Origin of the sequence: Streptomyces sp. NPDC102451 (assembly GCF_044765485.1) — a bacterium.
Taxonomy (GTDB): Bacteria; Actinomycetota; Actinomycetes; order Streptomycetales; family Streptomycetaceae; genus Streptomyces.
The window spans coordinates 117,807-133,045 of the sequence record NZ_JBIWKD010000012.1; the positions used below are offsets into that span (position 1 = coordinate 117,807).

Sequence of the window (15,239 nt, forward strand, 5' to 3'; positions counted from 1 at the left end):
CTGGTTCGGTGGAGGGGTCCGCTCCGCCCAGCGCCAGGGAGTGATCATGAGCGAGTCGGAAGACGTCCGGAGCCGCCTCGAGGAGATGCGCGGCCGGGCCGAAGATCTCGAGAAGGCCGCCGAGCAGGCCACCGATCCTGCGGAACGCCGACGCCTCCAGGACGAAGCGCACCAGCTCGAATCCCGGAGCGTGCAGGTCAGCGGCATGGCGAGCGGGGACATCTACCCCATGGAGTAGACGCGCGGCACGGCTCCCCGGGCTGGGGGCCGGGGCTCCGTTTGCCGTCACCGGGGTGGTGTGTTACTACCGGAATTGAGGTGACATGCGGCGGATGCGCGGAGGGCGGGGCACGGGCTTCCCCTCCCCCGCCCCGCTCTCCGCCCGCGCTCCGTGAAGGGGAACCCGTGACGTACATGCGATGGCAGCCGTTCCTGGAAGCCGTCCAGGAACGCGGCGACTATCCATCGGGCCTGGAGGCGGAGCGGGCGTCGCGCGTGGTGCTGGCGCTTCTGGGGGCCCACCTGGTCGGCGAGGAGCGGAACGAGCTGGCCGCCCGGCTCCCGGAGACGTTCGCGCTCATTCTTCTCAACCCCCTCCAGGCCGCCGAACCGCTCAGCTCCGAGCGGTTCGTCCGCGCGGTCTCCGCCTGGATCGAGGGCGCGAACGAGCAGACGGCGGCCTGGGACACGAGCGCCGTGCTCAGCGTGGTGGCCGATGCCTCCGGCGAGGACCTTCTCCAGCGCATACTGCTGCAACTGCCCCCGGGGTACGACCTGTTGTTCGGGCATCCCTCCGGAAGCTGACGACCGCGAGCCGATGGTCAGCGATGTGCTGTGAGCCTGGCCCCGTGCGCGGTGCGGATTTACCGGCGCTTGCGCCTGGCGCGCTTATCGTCGCGCTGTAGTGGGCGATCAGTGAGGGGTCCAGCGCCCATTCCTCGGCCGTGAGCCCACACGACGCGCACGCGTACAGCGAAGGCTGACTCCCCACTCGATCACCGACCCCGCGCTGCTGCGCGCCGCCCTGGACAAGACCCAGGTCTCCGGGCTCGCCTACGAGGAACAGGAGGCCACGCTCGGCGTGAGCTGCATCGCGGCGCCGGTCTTCGCGGGCGGCGAGGCGGTGGCCGCGCTCTCGGTGGCCGTCCCCGTCCCCCGCTTCCGCGCGGCGCAGCTGGCTCCCGCCGTTCGGACGGCCGCGCTGGGACTGTCCCGGGCGCTGCGTGGGGGCACCGCCCGCTGATCGTCCGGCGGTCAGCAGGTCCGGTGCACGTACCCCTTCTCGCCCGCGGGCAGCACGTCGAGGTCGCGCAGGACGAGGGAGATCCTGTCGCCCCAGGCGGAGCAGGCCTCGTCGAAGTCCATGTCGCCCTCGCCGTCGTACTCGATCGCGAAGACCCGGTCGTCGTACGCGTCGGCGTAGGCGTCGCACTCGTCGAACTGGGCGCACTCCTCCGTCACCGCGAAGTCGAAGCCGATCGCGGCGTGCCGGTCCAGCAGGTCGGTGGTGTTCTTCTGCCCGATCGCGAGGCCGTTGCTGTGCGCCCGTACGGCCAGCGCCTCGGCGAAGGCGGCGTTGTCATCCTTCGTGAGCCTGCCCTTCGAGCGTTCGAAGGAGTCGAGGTTGTCCGGTTCCACGGCCTGGAAGCCGCTCTCCGCGCAGCCGTCGATCCACTCCCCCACGATCTCCGCGAGGCGGGTGCGGCCGGCGGCCGTGGAGGTGTCCAGGAGTACCTCGTCCCAGCCCTCGTCGATGATCAGTTCCCCGTCCCCGTCCCGCAGCAGGAGGTCCGGGTGGGTGTCCTGCCACCACTCCAGCGCGCCGGGCTGGGTCTGAAAGGCGTTGACGTAGCAGACGTTGTACCGGCCGGGGGCCGGCTCGTCCTCGCGGTCGCGGGACACCGCCCGCACCCCGTCGGGCGGGGTGTACCCGCCGCCGATCTGGTAGTCGAACCTCATGCCGGCCGTCGGCAGGAGCACATCGGCGGACCTGGTGCGTTCCGCGGGCCGGTCGCTGTCGGACGCAGCACCGGTGACGGCGCAGCCTGCGACTACGCCCGCGACGAGCAGGGAGGCGAGGCCCGTCGTCACGCCGGCGGCCGCGCTCCCGCGGCGAAGGGGCAGGGTAAGAGCGCGGCCGGCCACACGGATCTCCAGGTGTCAGGGATCCGGGACGAGGATCCACCGCCTATCCTCGGTCACCTCCGCGGCGGCCGGCCCCCCGGGGTGGCAGGTCACCTGAAGTCCTCGGCATGGTCCGCGGCCCACTGGGCGAAGCCCGTCGCCGGACGGCCGAGAACGGCCCGCACTCCGTCGTGCGTCGGCTGAGGCTGTCCGTCCCTCTCGGCCTGGGCGTTCACCACCGCGTCGGCGAAGGTCTCCCCCAGGCGCCCCGCGAGGCCCGCCCGGTACTGATCGGCGCTGACCTTGCGCACCTCGACCGGACTGCCGATGGCCTCGGCGATCAGTTCCGCCTGCCGTGCGTAGGTCAGCGATTCCGGACCGGTGAGGTGGTGGACGGCACCGCGGTGGGCCGGATCGAGGAGGGCGCTGACGCAGACCTCCGCCATGTCCCGCTCGTGGACGGGCTCGCTGTAGGAGCCGGGGTGGGCGAGATCCACCCGTCGCGCGTCCCGGATCGTGTCGCGCCACAGCAGGGTGTTGCTCGCGAATCCGCCGGGCCGGACGAGGGTCAGGGCGAGGTCCGACGCGGAGAGCGCGTCCTCGACCGCCCGGTGCGACCTGGCGATCGCGTTGCCCTCCCCGGCCTGCGTGGCGGCGAGCGAGGACAGCAGCACGACGTGCTCGACCCCGGCCTCACCTGCCGCGTCGACGAACGCCTCGATGCCCTCGGGCCGTGCGTAGAGAAAGACGCTGCGCACTCCGGAGAGTGCGGTGGAGAGCGTGGCGGGATCGGACTGGTCGAAGGGGACGACGTCCACATCGACTCCCGGCACGGCCCTCGCGGATCCACTGCTCGCCGCCCGGACGGACCGCCCGGCGTCGAGCAGGCCGCGCAGAACGGCGCTGCCCACCTGCCCCCGTACGCCGGTCACCAGAATGGTCATGCCTTCTCCTGACACCGTTCCCGCGCAGGCGGGTTCCCGCGCACCCGTCCCAAGTGGCCGGGCGGCGTGGGCATTCCCGTGGCTCCGGCCGAGGAACGTGTTCCGGCCACTTGCCGCGCCCGGAGATCAGGTGTGCCGGGTGTGACGGGTCAGGCCTGACAGGTCGTCATCAGGGACCGTCGGTCTGCTCGTCCGCGAGCTGCTGGGCGAGGTCGATCTCGGCCATGTGTTCCTCGGCCCACCGGCGGACCGCCGCCAGCGGGGCGTCCAGCGACAGGCCGAGTTCGGTGAGTCCGTAGAACACGCGTGGCGGCACGCTGGGCTCCACCCGGCGGCTGACGAGACCGTCCCGCGCCAGTCCCCGCAGCGTGACCGACAGCATCTTCTGCGAGACGCCGGCCATGCGCCGCTGCAGTTCGGCGAAGCGCACCTCCTCCGGGGAGGCCTCCGCCAGCACCTTGACGGCCATCGACGTCCACTTGCCGCCGATCCGGTCGAGCAGCCGCCGCGTCGGGCACTCCGGGTCGAACAAGTCACCGCGTGTGCCTTTGGGCGCACGTGCTGTCGAAGGGGTCACCTGAAGCTCACCACCTGGCGGGAAAGTGCGGTCTTGGCCGCCCCAGGATAGTTACCTACCGTTGGGTTGTCACCATTGGTAACCACAGGGAGGTCTCCCATGACCATCACCTCGCTTTCGGGCTCCGCGGGTCGTGCACCGCAGGTCGAGCTGCACCGCGTCACGGTGAACGGCGTCGAGCTCAACGTGGCGACCGCCGGCGCGGGACCCGCCCTGCTCCTGGTCCACGGGTTCCCGCACACCTGGCGACTCTGGACGGACGTCCTGGGCGACCTGGCCGAACGGCACCGGGTGATCGCCTCCGACCTGCGGGGCCTGGGCGCCAGCGCACATGCCGCCGACGGTTACGACGCGGGGACCGTCGCCGGCGATCTCCTGGCCCTCCTGGACGCGTTCGGTGAGGGGTCGGCGTCGGTGATGGGCATCGACGCGGGTACCCCGCCCGCCTTCCTGATGGCGATGCGCAGCCCCGAGCGCGTCCGCCGTCTGGTGCTCATGGAGTCGCTCCTGGGCACGCTGCCGGGCGCCGGGGAGTTCCTTGCGGGAGGGCCGCCGTGGTGGTTCGGCTTCCACTCCGTCCCGGGTCTGGCCGAGACCGTGCTGCCCGGCGGCGAAGCCGCCTACATCGACTGGTTCCTGGACTCCGGCACCCTGGGCGAGGGGATAGCCCCGGAGATCCGGGACGCCTTCGTCAGCGCCTGTACCGGCTCCGAGGCCCTGCGCTGCGCGTTCTCCTACTACCGCGCCATGCCCACCAGCGCCCGGCAGATCCAGCAGGCCGTGGCGGCCGGCCGACTGTCGGTGCCCACCCTGGCCGTCGGCGCGCGCCCGGTGGGCAGGGCGCTGGAACACCAGCTGCGGCCCTTCGCGGACCAACTCACCGGACACGTCATCGAGGACTGCGGCCACATCATTCCGCTGCACCGCCCCGAGGCACTCCTGCGCCTGGTGCGCCCCTTTCTCGTCTGAGGCGGGCCGGCAGGCAACCGGCCGGGGCACGGCGGCCAAGACGCCGCGCACCCCGGCCGGGACGGCGCACGAGGGCGTCAGCTCACCGAGATGCTGGAGCTGCCGCTGCTCTGGTAGCCCTCCGTCGCCATGATCATGTAGTAGTTGAAGCTGCCCAGAGGCATCCCGTAGCGGGCCCAGGCGTCGAAGTGGTTACCGGCGGTGATGCTCCCGCCCGTCCGCTTCGACTGGCGGACGCTCCAGTACTGGTTGAAGGTCTTCGTGCCTTCGACGGACGGGGCGTTGACCCGTGTCGTCTGGTAGACGTCGTACGTACCGCCGTCGCTGGTGACCGTGCCCTTGTACGTCCCGGTGGGCCGGTAGGTGCCCCAGTTGTCGACGATGTAGTACTCCACGAGGGGGTTGGCGGTCCACCCGTAGAGAGTCAGGTACGCGTTGCCGGACGGGTTGAAGCTGCCGGAGTAGTTCACGGTCCGGCGTGCGCCGTTGGCCCAGCCCTTACCGGCCACGAAGTTGCCGCAGTTGGTCCACGAGGTGCCGTAACTGCCGCCGGACGCCAGGTTCATGGAGACCGAACCGCCGCCGTCGGTCCAGAACGAGTAGTAGTAGCCGTTGTTGGTGCCCGTCTGGTTCGTCGTGATGACGGTGTCGGCGCGAGCGGTGCCAGGCAGCATCAGGCCGGACGTCGCCAGCGCCAGGGCGCCGGCCCGCCCGATGAAGCCTCTGCGGCTCACCGGCCGGATGGGGGTGTTGTCCTTGGTCATGCTTCCTCCTTGTGACGGCTTGCGGGCAGCCAGGCAGCACGTGGGCCCTACGGCCCTGGCGATGCCGACAGTGTTGAGCTGTCCCCGTCAACAGTCAACAGTTTCTGCATGGATTACGAAACTGCCGATCCTCGTGAAAGTTCATCGATCAGGGATATTCACAGGTCCGGAGTACCTTTGGCCTCACACTCCAGAAGCCGTCGGAAGAATTCGAGGTTCCAGGAGAGGATTTCCAGGAGTGATGTTTCGAAAGTTTCGAGATTCTTTCGGTCAGGACGGGCGATGCGTGCGCTTCTCCGCCTCGGTGGCCCGGGCGAGGAGCTCCTCCCGGCCGATGGCGTCGGTGCGCGTCGAGGGCACGGTGCAGGCGTAGGCACCGGCCACGGCCCCGTACAGGGCGCAGCGTCGGGGGTGTTCGCCGCTCAGCCTGCCGAGGAGGAAGGCGGAGGCGAAGGCGTCGCCGGCGCCGTTGGAGTCCACCACCGGAGCGGGCGGGGTGACGACCGGCGTGTGCGTCAGCTCGCCGTCGTACAGCAGGTACGACCCGGCGGCGCCCGCGGTGGCGACGACGGTACGGGCCCTTCCGCGGTCGGCGATGTCACGCATGGTGCGCTCGGGGTCGGTCAGGGCGGTGGTGGACAGGAACACCAGGTCCGCCTGGAGGGCGAACGCTTCGTGGTACGGATCGACGCCGTCCCAGTCGTGCAGGTCAGTGGAGACGGTGACACCGGCTTCGCGGAGCACCGGCAGCGTGGAGGCGCACGGCTGGGTGATGACGACGTGGGCGTGGCGGGTGACGGCGGCGAGCTCACGGACGGTCGGCTCGTCGAACCGGTCCGAGTCCCGCGAGCGGGTCGCGTCGTACAGGGAGAGCCGGCGACCGTCCGGGCCGACGAGGTTGACCGCACGCTTGGTGCCGCCCGGCGCGGGGACCGCGGTGAGCGGGATGCCCCGGTCGCGGTGGAGGGCGCGGACCAGGTCGCCCTCGTGATCGTCACCGATCGTGTCGAGGTGATGGGTGCGCAGGCCGAGGGCGTGCAGCCCGAGTGCGACGAAGTCCCCGCTCTGTCCGGCGCGTGTCTCGATGCCCGGCCGGATCATGTAGCTGTCGGCGAAGGGGAGCGGGAGTCGGGGGACGTGGACGATCGTGTCCACACCCGCGCCGCCCAGGACGAGGACGTCGGTCTGCTTGCTCATGAGGGTGGTCGTGCCTCTCTGTTCAGGGTGTCGGGACGGTGCCCGCTCCACGCAGGACGCGCAGGACGGAGAGGATTCCGTCCTGCGCGTCGTGGATCCGTGCTGCTGCCCGGGGCCGGTCAGCCGGCCTGGGCTCCGGTGTGCAGCGCCAGCGCCCCGCGGGCCGGCACCGTGGCCTGGAGGGTGCCGTCGTCGCCGACCGTGACGGTGTTGCCGTCGCAGTCGTCCTGCGAGGCCGCCGCGACGTTGCAGTAGGTCCCCGCGGGCAGGGAGGTCGTGAAGGTCTCCGCCAGGGCGGCGTCCGCGTCGTTGAGGGCGACGAATCCCTTGTCGCCACGGCCGAAGGCGATCGCGCTGCCGCCGTTGTCCCACCAGTCGGTCAGTTCGGCCGAGCCCACCTCGTTGCGGAAGCCGACCAGCCCAGTGATCGCCTGCTGGGCATGCGTGTCCGTCCAGCCGTCGCTGCCGCTCGGCGGGCCGGCGTCCTTGTCGGACCACTCGTAGCCCGAGTACACGTTCGGTGAGCCGTACGGTGAGGCGAGCATGAAGACGTTGGCGAGGGTGTAGGCGGCGCCGTCCTTGTAGGTCAGCGTCGAGCCGTTGCGTTCGGTGTCCCAGTTGTCGACGAACGTACGGGCCGAGGCGCTGCTCAGCTTGCCGTCGGCCACGGACTTCAGCTGCGCGATTCCGCCACCCTGGAAGGCGCTCTTGAGGTGGCCCCCGTAACGGAATTCGTCCACGTCGCCGATCTCGGTGTACTCCTCGGGCTGCACGGCTTCGCCGCCTCCCTGGATGACCTCCGAGACCCAGAAGCCCGGATCGCTCATCTTCCCCTTGATGGCGGCGACATCGTCGGCCGCCATGTGCTTGGCGGCGTCGATGCGGAAGCCGTCGACCCCCATCGAGCGCAGGTCGTCGAGGTAGGCGGCGATGGTGGCGCGGACCTCTTCCTTCCCGGTGTCGAGGTCGGAGAGTCCCACCAGTTCGCAGTTCTGCACGTCGCCGCGGTCGGTGTAGTCCTTGATGGCGGTGCGGCAGGTGTGGAAGTCGGCGTCCCCGAAGTATCCGGGGTAGTCGTACTTCGTGTAGGCGGTTCCGCCAGTGCCCGTCCCGGATCCGGCGGCCATGTGGTTGACCACGGCGTCGGCGACGACCTTGACCCCTGCGGTGTGACAGGCGTCCACCATGGCGGCGAACGCGTCGCGGTCTCCCAGACGGCCCGCGATCCGGTAGCCGACCGGCTGGTAGGAGGTCCACCACTGGTCGCCCTGGATGTGCTCGGTGGCGGGGGACACCTGCACGTAGCCGTAACCTGCGGGGCCGAGCTGGTCGGTGCAGGCGGACGCCACGTCCGCGAACGGGCGCTCGAACATGGTGACGGTGACGGTCTTCTCGCCGGGCGGCGTCGCCTGCGACTGCCAGGGGGCGAGGGTGGTGAGGCCGGCGACGGTCACGGCTCCGGCCAGTGTTCCGCCGATGAGACGGAATCGGTGCTGCATGTGCGGCTCCTTCGACGACAGGGCACAGCTGTGCCCTCGAAGGCAGCCACGCGCCAGGCTGCCGTGGGGGGAACGTGTGGAGCCTGCCGCTCCGTCTGTCCGCCGTCAAGGATTTCTGCAAGCTCTTTCAGATTCTTGCGCAAACCCCATGCGTGGCCCGCTGCCGCCGGTCGTCCCGTACGGGACCGGGTCAGGAGGCGGGTGGCGGCAGCAGTCCGGCGGCCCGCCGGAGCGCCACGGCGTGCCGGGCCAGCTCGGGTTCGCTGCCGCGGTCCGCCGGCATGGACGCCATCAGGGCGAGCCGGTCGCGCCAGCTGTTTCCGGCCAGTGGCACGGCGACGGTGTTCATCCCCCGCACCGACTCACCGGCGCTGTCGGCACGGCCGAGGGTGCGGATGCGGGCCAGCTCGGAGAGCAGGGCGGTACGGGATCCCAGGGTGTGGCTGGTGACGCCGGGCAGCCGCTCCTCCGGGTAGAGGGCACAGACCTGTTCGGTGGTCAGCCGGGCGAGCAGTACCTTGCCCGCCGAGGTGGCGTGCGCGGGGTGGACGCGGCCGGTCTCCAGTACGGCGCGCACGGCGTGCGGCGATTCCCGGCCATCCGTGATGATCACCTGGTCGCCGATCAGGGCGGCCGTACCGACCGTCTCGCCCGTGGCCGTGGCCGCCGCGTCCAGCACCACCTGCAGGCGGGCCCGGATCTCCGGGCCGTAGCCGGCCGGGCGGCCGAGCGTGACCAGTTCGGGCCCCGCGGAGTAGCCCCGGCCCGAGGCGTCGCGGGTGGCGAAGCCGCGCGATTCGAGGGTGCTGAGCACGCGGTGCGCGGTGGAGCGGGCCACTTCCAGTTCCCTGGCGGCGTCGGTGACGGACAGGGTGTCGTGGGTGAGGAAGAGACGCATCAGGCGCAGCCCGGTGTCCAATGACTCGATGATGTAGCTCCTGGGGTCGGCCACGGGGTCCTCTCGGTCGCGTCTCGGGGGCCGTGTTCCTGGTGCGGCACCCGGCACCCATGATTCCGGTACGGTCGGCCGCCGGGGCAACCTCCGGTCAGGAAGCGCCCGTTACGGGTGACGAAGCCGAGCCGCCCGGCGGTCGCGCGCCGTCAGCCGGCAGGGGGCCGGCGGCACAGCCGGCCGGACGTGCTCCGGCGTCGTCCGATGCCGGCTCCGCGGTCCCGTGTGCGGCGGGTGCCCCCTCCGGCCGGCCTTGACCAAGTGTCAGCCGTGCTGCTTGGATCACCCGCATGAAGCGCTGCCAGGAGTTCACGCGACGACGCCACGTCGATCTCGTGCGAACCGCCGGCGCGCTCTGTCTCCGTACAGGCTGACACCTCCGGCCAGGCCGCCGCGCGCCCGCTTCACCACTGCCGTTCCTCCACCGTGAACGCGCGGGCGTCCTCGCGGCCCGGTGCCCCTTCCGACGACCACGCCATCGGACCGCGGGCCGTTCTTCCGGCCCGTGCGCGTCGTCGTACCCGTCGCTCCCGATCCTGCCCGTGGGGGATGCCGACGCGCCCTGGGATCAGGACGGTCGGCATCCCCCACGCGCGCCCTTCCGCCCCGCTGGTGCATCCGTACCGGAAAGGACCGTTCTGCCGTGTCCCTCTCCCCCGCTCCACGCCGGACCGCTCGCCGGCGAACCGTCGGCGCTCTGCTCGCGGCCCTCGCCCTCGGCTTCGCCGGGCCCGCTTCGGCCGTCTCCACCGCGTCGTTCGGCCCGACGCCTCCGCACAACCCCTACGCGGGTCCCGACGGCACCGCCACCATGCACGGGGACACGGGTTCCTCCGACACCACACCGCTGGCCGGGCCCGGTGCCGGCACCCTCGCGTCCTCTCGCACCGCCCTGGCCTCGGCCTGCCCGACCGTCCTGGTCGGGGCCGACGGCTACCCCGTCGCCCTGTGCACCCCGATCTTCGGCCAGGTGCCCACGGTCCATCTGCTCGATCCGGACGACGGGTCCTCCCTGACCTCGCTGAAACTGACCAAGGGTTCACTGCTGGGCGGCGTCTACGCGTACATCGACCACCAGGACCGGCTGGTCGTCGCCGACGGAAGCCGCAGTCTGCTGCGGGTCGGACACCACCAGGACGGCGACGGTGACTGGAGTCTGAGGGTCGACCGGAGCCTGTCGCTGGCCTCCGTCATACCCGAGGACGATGCGGTGACCGGGCTGGCGCCCGACTGGGACGGCCACGTCTGGTTCGCCACCGGCGGCGGCGTGGTGGGCACCGCCGACGACGCGACGGGCACGGTGAAGGCCCTCACCCTGCCCGCGGGCGAGCGCGTCGCCAACAGCATCTCCACGGCTCCGGAGGGCACCGCGGTGACCACCACCCATGCCACGTACCTGCTTTCCTCGGAAGGCGGTACGCCGAAGATCCTCTGGCGCAAGGCGTACGACCGCGGCTCGGCCCGCAAGCCGGGCCTGCTGAGCTGGGGCAGCGGATCGACCCCCACGTTCTTCGGCCCGGCCAAGGGCACGGAGTACCTCGGCATCGTCGACAACGCGGACAACGCCGCCAATCTGAAGGTGTACCGCACCGCCGATGGTTCGGACGTCTGCTCGGTCCCGGTCCTCGGTGCGGCGAAGGGCCCCGGCAGTGAGAACTCCCCGGTGGGCGTGGGCCGCAGTGTCTTCGTCGCGGGAACCTACGGCTACCCGTACCCCGCCGTCCCCGAGGGTGCAGGCACCAGCGTGCCCGCCTCCGCCGACTTCGCGGGCGGCCTGACCCGGGTGGACGTACGGGCCGACGGGTCGGGCTGCTCGCTCGTGTGGGACAACACCCTGCGGTCCGCGGCCGTGCCGAAGCTCTCGACGGCCGACGGGCTGCTCCACACGGTGGTGCGTGACCCGCTGATCCCCGGCACCAAGGGAACGAGCCTCCTCGACCCGTACCGCTACGTGCAGATCGACCCCGACAGCGGAAAGATCACCCGCTCCACGAAGGTCGGGGTGGGATCGCTGTACGACACCCTCCAGATGGCGGGCACGATCGCACCGGACGGTGCCTATCTCCAGGGCACCGTGACCGGGGTGCTGCGCATCACCGCGCAGTGAACGTGGCGTGGCGGGCAGGCGGTCCCTGCCCGCCACACAGCCGCGTCACGGGCCGTGCTGCCCGTCCTCTCCCGCCGAACGCGGACGCCGCCGGTCCTCCCCGCGAGCACCGCGTACGAGCTCCCAGAACACCAGTTGGTCGGCGCTGGGGGGCGGCCCCTGGCTGCGGCATGTGATCGGGGTGCCTGGGCGGAGGCGCGTCGGCCAGGGGCACGCCGCACTGGAGACGGCCGGCCACGATCAGCGCACACCACGTCCGGCGGCCGATCTCGACGGCCTGGGCGCGGACGGAGCTGCACAGGACGTGCCAGAGGGTCCGAGCTCGACGGCGGTGAGACTGTCGAGGCCGAGTTCGAGGAAGCCCTTGTCGACGTCGCCGGCGCTCACGTCGGGATGGCCGAGGACGGCTGCCACATGGGTACGGACCAGCGCCCCCAGCAGCCGTGCCCGCTCATCGGCGCCCAGCCCCTTCGGCCGGGCAGGTCCGTACGTCGGCGGTCGTCTCGCAGTAGACGACGGCCGCCGGACGTACGGCGTCGAACTCGGCGATCTGCAGCTGGCGGGCCGTTCCGTAACCGGAGTCGCCCGGTAGCACCCACCTCGCCCGCGAGACCGGCCCTCAGCCGTTCCCATCCCGGCATCAGACGACGGTGGTCTTGCTGTCCGCGGGGTTGGGGTTCTTCGGCACGCTCTTGAGCGGATAGTCCGAGGTGGAGACCGAGATCTCGCCCGGGGCGAAGGTGTAGGTGCCGGTCTCGGTGGGGGTGATCTCGGCGTGGCCCCCGGTGAGCAGAACGTTCTTGCCGGCGAACACGTAGTTCGCGTTGGTCAGTCCGACGGCGACGGTCTCCTGTTCCTGCGCGCCACCGATGACGATGGTGACCTCACCCTTGATGTCACCGACCGGACGGTCCTTGATGGTCGGGTGGAGGGTGCGGAGGGTGACCTCGATGTTGAGGGTCTCGCCCCGCTGGAGCTCGTCGGGAGTCGTCACCGATATCTCGATGTCGCTTTCCTCAGGCTCGGGCTGACAGGTGGAGCTGCTGAGATAGGCGAACCGACCCATGGCTACGAATACGGTGTAATGGCTCATTCCGCGTCGACAGGAACACTACCTCCGGCTTTGCAGCCGACAACCCCTAATCCCACCCCTGGCGCGTGGACTGCGCGTCGTACTCACCGCGGGCGCTCTCGATGTCCTGACCGTGCTTCACACCCCACTCGGCAAGGGTGGAGATCGGGACCAGCAGGGAGGAGCCCAGCGGGCTCAACGCGTACTCGACCGTGGCGGGCACCGTGGGGTAGACGGTGCGGATGACGAGGCCGTCTCTCTCAAGGTTGCGCAGCGTGCGGGTGAGCATCCGCTGGCTGATCCCCTCGATCGAGCGGTGCAACTCGTTGTAGCGTCGGGTGCCCTGGCCCAGCAACACGACGATGAGCACGCTCCATTTGTCGCCCACCCGGCGCAGGACGTCCGTCACAGGGCAATTTCCGTGCTCCTCCGGGGTGACCGGTAACCCGAGGTCGACATCCAGTGCGGTAGGAACACCGGTGTGCGTATCCAACATTAGAATTCCTTCTTCCCAAGGTTGTCACGACGGAGGAAAATCCCTTCGACACAAGCAGTAACAACGGGAGCCCCTATGGTGCAGCGACGCCCTGGCAACAAGACCGTGGTCATTTCGGGCGGAACAGATGGTATGGGCCGAGGAGTCGCGCTCGCCCGGCTCGCCCTCGGTGACACGGTCGTGGCCATCGGCAGCAGCGCCGCCAAGGGTGCGTCCCTGGCCGGCGAGGCCGCGGGCCTGGGGGCGACGGACCGGTTCAGCTTCGTCGAGGCGGACCTCTCGTCGATCGCCGAGGTGCGGCGGGTGGTCGAGCTGATCGGCCGCGAGCACCCCGTCGTCGACGCGCTCGTCCTGTGCGCGAACCGTCAGAGCCCGGCACGGGTCGAGACGCCCGAAGGGCTGGAGTTCACCTTCAGCCTCTACTACCTGAGCCGGTACCTCCTCGGGCACGGGCTGCACGACCAGCTCGATGCCGCCGAACACCCCGTGATCATCAACTTCGCCGCGCCCGGACTCAAGGTGGGTTCGGTGAACTTCGACGACCTCCAGGCCGAGAAGCGTTACAGCGTGCTGCGCGCCCAGGCCCAGTGCGGCAGGGCCAACGACCTGCTGGGCGTCGGCTTCAGCCAGGAACCGACCAGCAAGGCACGTTACGTGCTCTACCACCCGGGCTTCACCGCGACACTGGGCGGAATCGCCCACCTCAAGCAGCCGGTGAAGGGCATCATCACGGCGCTCAGCAAGATCGCCGCGAAACCCGTCGAGAAGGCGATCGCCCCGATGGTCGCCCTGATCGACGCGCCCCCGGCCGAACCGCTCACCGCGATCGACCGTGGCAAGCCGGTCGACCTCTCGCTGCGGACCTTCGACTCGGAGACCGCGCGCCGCCTCGCCGAGGTGACACGCCAGCTGGTCCTGAAACATTGAGGCTTCTCCCGCCTCGCGGGTGATCCGGGAACTCCGGGACTACTTCGGCGAGCTGGTCACGGCGAAGGAGGCGGATCCGGGTGACGACGTGCTGGGCCGGCTGATCGTCAAGAACCGCGGGACGAAGGTGTTCGACCACGACGCCCTGGTCGGGATCGCCATGCTGCTGCAGCTCGCCGGGCACGAGACGACGGCGAACGTCATCTCTCTCGGAGTCGTCGGCCTGCTGCAGAACCCCGACCAGTTGGCCGCACTCACCGCGGACCCCGGGCTGGCGCCGCAGGCGGTCGAGGAACTGCTGCGCTACTTCACGGTGCTCGACACCGTGTACCGGGTGGCCGTGGAGGACATCGAGGTGGACGGGGTCGGTATCAGCCGCGGTGACGGGGTGATCCTCGCGCTGGGCTCGGCCAACCGGGACGAGACGGTGTTCCCCGGCCCCGACCGGCTCGACATCGAGCGCAGCCACCACGGTCATGTCACCTTCGCGTACGGCGTCCACCAGTGCCTGGGCCAGAACCTGGCCCGCCTGGAGCTGGAGGTCGTCCTGTCGACCCTGTTCGCCCGGCTCCCGGACCTCCGGCTCGCGGTGCCGGTGGAGAAACTGCCGTTCAAGGAACACTCGGACGCATACGGGATCTTCGAGGTCCCGGTGACCTGGTGAGGGAGGCGACCCATATGGCGGCCTCCGCGCCGATCACCGCCGACCGGTCCCGCTGCGTCGGGGCCGGGCAGTGCGTCCTGACCGCCCCCCCGGCTGTTCGATCAGGGGGATGACGTACAGGTGATCGTCCTCGATCCGCGCCCCTCCGGCGATCTGATGGCCACCGCACGGGAGGCGGTGGACCTGTGCCCCGGCCGGGCCCTCGGCTTCGGGGCGTAGGGCGCGGACAATCCGTGTCCGCGCCGACCAAGACTTCCCGACCACACACCGGCAGCTCCCGGGGAAGGGCTCCTACCCTTGTCACAGCACACCGTGAACAGCCCTGATCGAACCGAACTCAAGCACCATTACCGGGAGTTGATAAATCCTCTCTGGAATTCCGACGGACTGACCCCGGAAGGGGTTCGCGCGGCACCGGAGTTGGTCGCCTCCCTGGACACGGTGGACGGGAGCCATCGCCCCTACCTGGCGGTGGTCCTCGGTCTGCTGGCCGAGGCCGCCGCGCCCGACGGCACACCCGGTCCGCTTCCTGCCCTCAGGGCCGGACTCGACCGGTACCTCTCCCTGGTGAAGGCGTCCGGGGACGACGAACCGCTGCTGCTGGCCCTGCTCTACCTGCTGGGGCACTTCCCCGTCGACCGTGAGCGGATCCTGCGGTCGCTGGCCGGGGCAGCGGTGCCGCCCGACGACCTGGCCCGGCTCGACCGCAGCCTGCGCCCGCCCGACCCGGGCGATCCGATCCTGGGCCGGGTCTGGCCCTCACCGCTCGTCTGGGATCTGGACGAGGCGGAACGCGAACTCGACCGGCAATGGAGGACGTCCGGGGCGGGGCGGGACAGCAGCCCCTGCGGCTGACGCGGCCTCACCGTGCGGGCAGGCGCCATGGGCCGAGAGGTCGATATTAGGTTAGGCTAAGCTACCTAACATCCGGGGTGGTGACCCAGGGT

At 70.5% G+C, this 15,239-nt stretch carries 19 protein-coding genes and 1 pseudogene; 9 read left to right on the forward strand and 11 right to left on the reverse strand.

Features of this window, described 5'->3' with window-relative positions; all coding sequences use genetic code 11:
• Window positions 1–46: 46 nt before the first annotated feature.
• The 3 genes and pseudogenes from ACIRD8_RS25140 to ACIRD8_RS25150 form a co-directional block, all read left to right on the forward strand.
• Window positions 47–238 (forward strand): DUF6381 family protein, encoded by a 192-nt coding sequence (locus tag ACIRD8_RS25140; RefSeq protein ID WP_403995668.1) that lies wholly within the window; start codon window positions 47–49, stop codon window positions 236–238.
• 176 nt (window positions 239–414) lie between these two features.
• On the forward strand, window positions 415–804 hold the full coding sequence (locus tag ACIRD8_RS25145) for a DUF2267 domain-containing protein (RefSeq protein WP_403995937.1): 390 nt from the start codon (window positions 415–417) through the stop codon (window positions 802–804).
• A 172-nt stretch (window positions 805–976) separates the two neighbouring features.
• Window positions 977–1,243, forward strand: a pseudogene (locus ACIRD8_RS25150) (IclR family transcriptional regulator C-terminal domain-containing protein); the annotation flags it as partial.
• A gap of 11 nt (window positions 1,244–1,254) precedes the next feature.
• On the opposite strand, the gene ACIRD8_RS25155 reads toward ACIRD8_RS25150, so the two are convergent.
• The 3 genes from ACIRD8_RS25155 to ACIRD8_RS25165 form a co-directional block, all read right to left on the reverse strand.
• Window positions 1,255–2,145, reverse strand: coding sequence for an endo alpha-1,4 polygalactosaminidase (locus tag ACIRD8_RS25155; RefSeq protein ID WP_403995671.1), 891 nt, complete (start codon window positions 2,143–2,145; stop codon window positions 1,255–1,257).
• Between the two features lie 89 nt (window positions 2,146–2,234).
• Window positions 2,235–3,068, reverse strand: a complete 834-nt coding sequence (locus ACIRD8_RS25160) for an NAD(P)H-binding protein (protein WP_403995673.1) — start codon at window positions 3,066–3,068, stop codon at window positions 2,235–2,237.
• 169 nt (window positions 3,069–3,237) lie between these two features.
• Window positions 3,238–3,645: a winged helix-turn-helix transcriptional regulator gene (locus tag ACIRD8_RS25165; RefSeq protein ID WP_403995675.1), complete on the reverse strand. Its 408-nt coding sequence runs from the start codon at window positions 3,643–3,645 to the stop codon at window positions 3,238–3,240.
• Window positions 3,646–3,744: 99 nt separating this feature from the next.
• Between ACIRD8_RS25165 and ACIRD8_RS25170 the strand changes: the two genes are divergently transcribed.
• On the forward strand, window positions 3,745–4,614 hold the full coding sequence (locus ACIRD8_RS25170) for an alpha/beta fold hydrolase (protein WP_403995678.1): 870 nt from the start codon (window positions 3,745–3,747) through the stop codon (window positions 4,612–4,614).
• Window positions 4,615–4,691: 77 nt separating this feature from the next.
• Here ACIRD8_RS25170 and ACIRD8_RS25175 read toward each other — a convergent pair whose 3' ends face one another.
• The 4 genes from ACIRD8_RS25175 to ACIRD8_RS25190 all read right to left on the reverse strand — a co-directional run bounded on the left by ACIRD8_RS25175 (window position 4,692) and on the right by ACIRD8_RS25190 (window position 9,026).
• Window positions 4,692–5,378 (reverse strand): glycoside hydrolase family 11 protein, encoded by a 687-nt coding sequence (locus ACIRD8_RS25175; RefSeq protein WP_161198859.1) that lies wholly within the window; start codon window positions 5,376–5,378, stop codon window positions 4,692–4,694.
• Window positions 5,379–5,648: 270 nt separating this feature from the next.
• Window positions 5,649–6,575 carry an adenosine kinase gene (locus ACIRD8_RS25180; RefSeq protein WP_403995682.1) on the reverse strand — a complete coding sequence of 309 codons (927 nt, stop codon included), beginning with the start codon at window positions 6,573–6,575 and terminating at the stop codon, window positions 5,649–5,651.
• Between the two features lie 119 nt (window positions 6,576–6,694).
• On the reverse strand, window positions 6,695–8,074 hold the full coding sequence (locus ACIRD8_RS25185; RefSeq protein WP_403995685.1) for an alpha-amylase family protein: 1,380 nt from the start codon (window positions 8,072–8,074) through the stop codon (window positions 6,695–6,697).
• 190 nt (window positions 8,075–8,264) lie between these two features.
• Complete coding sequence (locus ACIRD8_RS25190; protein WP_403995688.1) at window positions 8,265–9,026, reverse strand: IclR family transcriptional regulator; 762 nt, start codon at window positions 9,024–9,026, stop codon at window positions 8,265–8,267.
• A gap of 290 nt (window positions 9,027–9,316) precedes the next feature.
• Between ACIRD8_RS25190 and ACIRD8_RS25195 the strand changes: the two genes are divergently transcribed.
• Window positions 9,317–9,400 (forward strand): putative leader peptide, encoded by an 84-nt coding sequence (locus ACIRD8_RS25195; protein ID WP_360365201.1) that lies wholly within the window; start codon window positions 9,317–9,319, stop codon window positions 9,398–9,400.
• A gap of 269 nt (window positions 9,401–9,669) precedes the next feature.
• The gene (locus tag ACIRD8_RS25200; RefSeq protein ID WP_403995691.1) at window positions 9,670–11,133 is read left to right on the forward strand and encodes a hypothetical protein; all 1,464 of its coding nucleotides are present in this window, start codon (window positions 9,670–9,672) and stop codon (window positions 11,131–11,133) included.
• Window positions 11,134–11,373: 240 nt separating this feature from the next.
• Here the strand turns inward: ACIRD8_RS25200 and ACIRD8_RS25205 are convergent, their stop codons facing one another.
• The 4 genes from ACIRD8_RS25205 to ACIRD8_RS25220 form a co-directional block, all read right to left on the reverse strand.
• Complete coding sequence (locus tag ACIRD8_RS25205; protein ID WP_403995940.1) at window positions 11,374–11,598, reverse strand: acyl carrier protein; 225 nt, start codon at window positions 11,596–11,598, stop codon at window positions 11,374–11,376.
• Complete coding sequence (locus ACIRD8_RS25210; RefSeq protein WP_403995959.1) at window positions 11,585–11,728, reverse strand: hypothetical protein; 144 nt, start codon at window positions 11,726–11,728, stop codon at window positions 11,585–11,587. The genes ACIRD8_RS25205 and ACIRD8_RS25210 overlap by 14 nt, the downstream gene beginning before the upstream one ends.
• Before the next feature lie 45 nt (window positions 11,729–11,773).
• Window positions 11,774–12,127, reverse strand: a complete 354-nt coding sequence (locus tag ACIRD8_RS25215; protein WP_403995694.1) for a hypothetical protein — start codon at window positions 12,125–12,127, stop codon at window positions 11,774–11,776.
• A gap of 145 nt (window positions 12,128–12,272) precedes the next feature.
• Window positions 12,273–12,614, reverse strand: a complete 342-nt coding sequence (locus ACIRD8_RS25220; protein WP_403995696.1) for a winged helix-turn-helix transcriptional regulator — start codon at window positions 12,612–12,614, stop codon at window positions 12,273–12,275.
• Between the two features lie 162 nt (window positions 12,615–12,776).
• On the opposite strand from ACIRD8_RS25220, the gene ACIRD8_RS25225 reads away from it, so the two are divergent.
• The 3 genes from ACIRD8_RS25225 (at window position 12,777) to ACIRD8_RS25235 (ending at window position 15,147) form a co-directional block, all read left to right on the forward strand.
• Window positions 12,777–13,628 (forward strand): SDR family NAD(P)-dependent oxidoreductase, encoded by an 852-nt coding sequence (locus ACIRD8_RS25225; protein ID WP_403995699.1) that lies wholly within the window; start codon window positions 12,777–12,779, stop codon window positions 13,626–13,628.
• 19 nt (window positions 13,629–13,647) lie between these two features.
• Complete coding sequence (locus ACIRD8_RS25230; RefSeq protein ID WP_403995703.1) at window positions 13,648–14,292, forward strand: cytochrome P450; 645 nt, start codon at window positions 13,648–13,650, stop codon at window positions 14,290–14,292.
• A 441-nt stretch (window positions 14,293–14,733) separates the two neighbouring features.
• On the forward strand, window positions 14,734–15,147 hold the full coding sequence (locus ACIRD8_RS25235) for a hypothetical protein (RefSeq protein ID WP_403995706.1): 414 nt from the start codon (window positions 14,734–14,736) through the stop codon (window positions 15,145–15,147).
• The last annotated feature ends 92 nt before the right edge of the window (window positions 15,148–15,239 follow it).

Excerpts from the sequence above, each read along its gene's own strand:
- ACIRD8_RS25225 (WP_403995699.1), top strand. The coding sequence starts at position 12,777 with ATGGTGCAGCGACGCCCTGGCAACAAGACCGTGGTCATTTCGGGCGGA.
- ACIRD8_RS25170 (WP_403995678.1), top strand. The coding sequence starts at position 3,745 with ATGACCATCACCTCGCTTTCGGGCTCCGCGGGTCGTGCACCGCAGGTC.
- ACIRD8_RS25160 (WP_403995673.1), bottom strand. The coding sequence starts at position 3,068 with ATGACCATTCTGGTGACCGGCGTACGGGGGCAGGTGGGCAGCGCCGTT.
- ACIRD8_RS25175 (WP_161198859.1), bottom strand. The coding sequence starts at position 5,378 with ATGACCAAGGACAACACCCCCATCCGGCCGGTGAGCCGCAGAGGCTTC.
- ACIRD8_RS25140 (WP_403995668.1), top strand. The coding sequence starts at position 47 with ATGAGCGAGTCGGAAGACGTCCGGAGCCGCCTCGAGGAGATGCGCGGC.
- ACIRD8_RS25195 (WP_360365201.1), top strand. The coding sequence starts at position 9,317 with ATGAAGCGCTGCCAGGAGTTCACGCGACGACGCCACGTCGATCTCGTG.
- ACIRD8_RS25180 (WP_403995682.1), bottom strand. The coding sequence starts at position 6,575 with ATGAGCAAGCAGACCGACGTCCTCGTCCTGGGCGGCGCGGGTGTGGAC.
- ACIRD8_RS25145 (WP_403995937.1), top strand. The coding sequence starts at position 415 with ATGCGATGGCAGCCGTTCCTGGAAGCCGTCCAGGAACGCGGCGACTAT.
- ACIRD8_RS25185 (WP_403995685.1), bottom strand. The coding sequence starts at position 8,074 with ATGCAGCACCGATTCCGTCTCATCGGCGGAACACTGGCCGGAGCCGTG.